The sequence below is a fragment of the Vibrio sp. YT-18 genome (assembly GCF_033337345.1).
Classification (GTDB): Bacteria; Pseudomonadota; Gammaproteobacteria; order Enterobacterales; family Vibrionaceae; genus Vibrio; species Vibrio alginolyticus.
The window spans coordinates 1-1,103 of the sequence record NZ_JAWOQO010000227.1; the positions used below are offsets into that span (position 1 = coordinate 1).

Genomic DNA, 1,103 nt, shown 5'->3' on the forward strand with positions numbered 1-1,103 from the left:
AGGTGAACACAAAGGGCTGGATTGGCACAAAGAAACGCTTGGCGTATTTCGTTACACTCCGTTCGCGTCGCCAAACTACATCGAAAAACATGGCCCCATCCACCACCCGAGAGCACTAAACAAACATCCGTGGATAGATTTTGGGTCGATACAAGAGAATGGTTTGCTACTCTCGCACCCAGAACAAGGGGAGTTTTTTCTAGAACCATTTGTCAGCCGACTCTATAGCGACAACATTGCTATGCAGATCGATAGTATCGCCAACGGACATGGCATTGGTCTCTTGCCAACTTGGACTGCACAAGGGTATGAGAAACATCACCCCGGCCGTATCACCCCATGCCTTGAAGGCTGGCTTTCAGAGCCAATAACGATCAACTGTTATACACCAGCAGGGCGTCATCCTCTTCGCTTATCCGTACTGCTTGAAGATATTCACCAAAGTATTCCGCTAGATTGGAAATATTGAGACAAATAAAAAGGCCATCAACATGATGGCCTTTTCTCACAACCGCTCAACAGAGCCGGTTTAAACAACTGTCTCGATTACGCTAGTAGTTCTTTTGCTGTGTTCACTACGTTTTCTACAGTGAAACCAAACATTTCGAACAACTGGTCAGCAGGTGCAGATTCACCGAATGTTGTCATACCGATGATGCGACCGTCGAAACCAACGTACTTGTACCAGAAGTCTGCGATGCCCGCTTCAATAGCGATACGTGCTGTTACGTCTGATGGTAGAACTGCTTCACGGTAAGCTGCGTCTTGTTTATCGAATGCATCTGTTGATGGCATTGAAACAACGCGTACTTTCTTACCTTCTGCTGTTAGTTGCTCAGCGGCTTTCACTGCTAGCTCAACTTCAGAGCCTGTTGCGATTAGGATTAGCTCAGGTTTGCCATCGCTGTCTTTCAGGATGTAGCCACCTTTCGCGATGTCTGCAACTTGCTCAGCGCTACGTGGTTGTTGCGCTAGGTTTTGACGAGAGAAGATAAGTGCTGTCGGTGCATCTTTACGTTCAATCGCTAGTTTCCATGCTACAGCAGACTCAACTTGGTCACATGGACGCCATGTGTTCATGTTTGGAGTCAAACGTAGAGAAG

At 47.1% G+C, this 1,103-nt stretch carries 2 protein-coding genes; one reads left to right on the plus strand and one right to left on the minus strand.

What is annotated here, in order from left to right; all coding sequences use genetic code 11:
* Nucleotides 1-469 (plus strand): LysR substrate-binding domain-containing protein (locus tag R7M72_RS25595; RefSeq protein ID WP_318056529.1); only part of this gene is annotated, 469 nt, incomplete at its 5' end.
* Between the two features lie 77 nt (nt 470-546).
* On the opposite strand, the gene R7M72_RS25600 is transcribed toward R7M72_RS25595, so the two are convergent.
* Nucleotides 547-1,103, minus strand: a 557-nt coding sequence (locus R7M72_RS25600; RefSeq protein ID WP_029813523.1) for a transketolase-like TK C-terminal-containing protein, incomplete at its 5' end; no start/stop codon positions are given.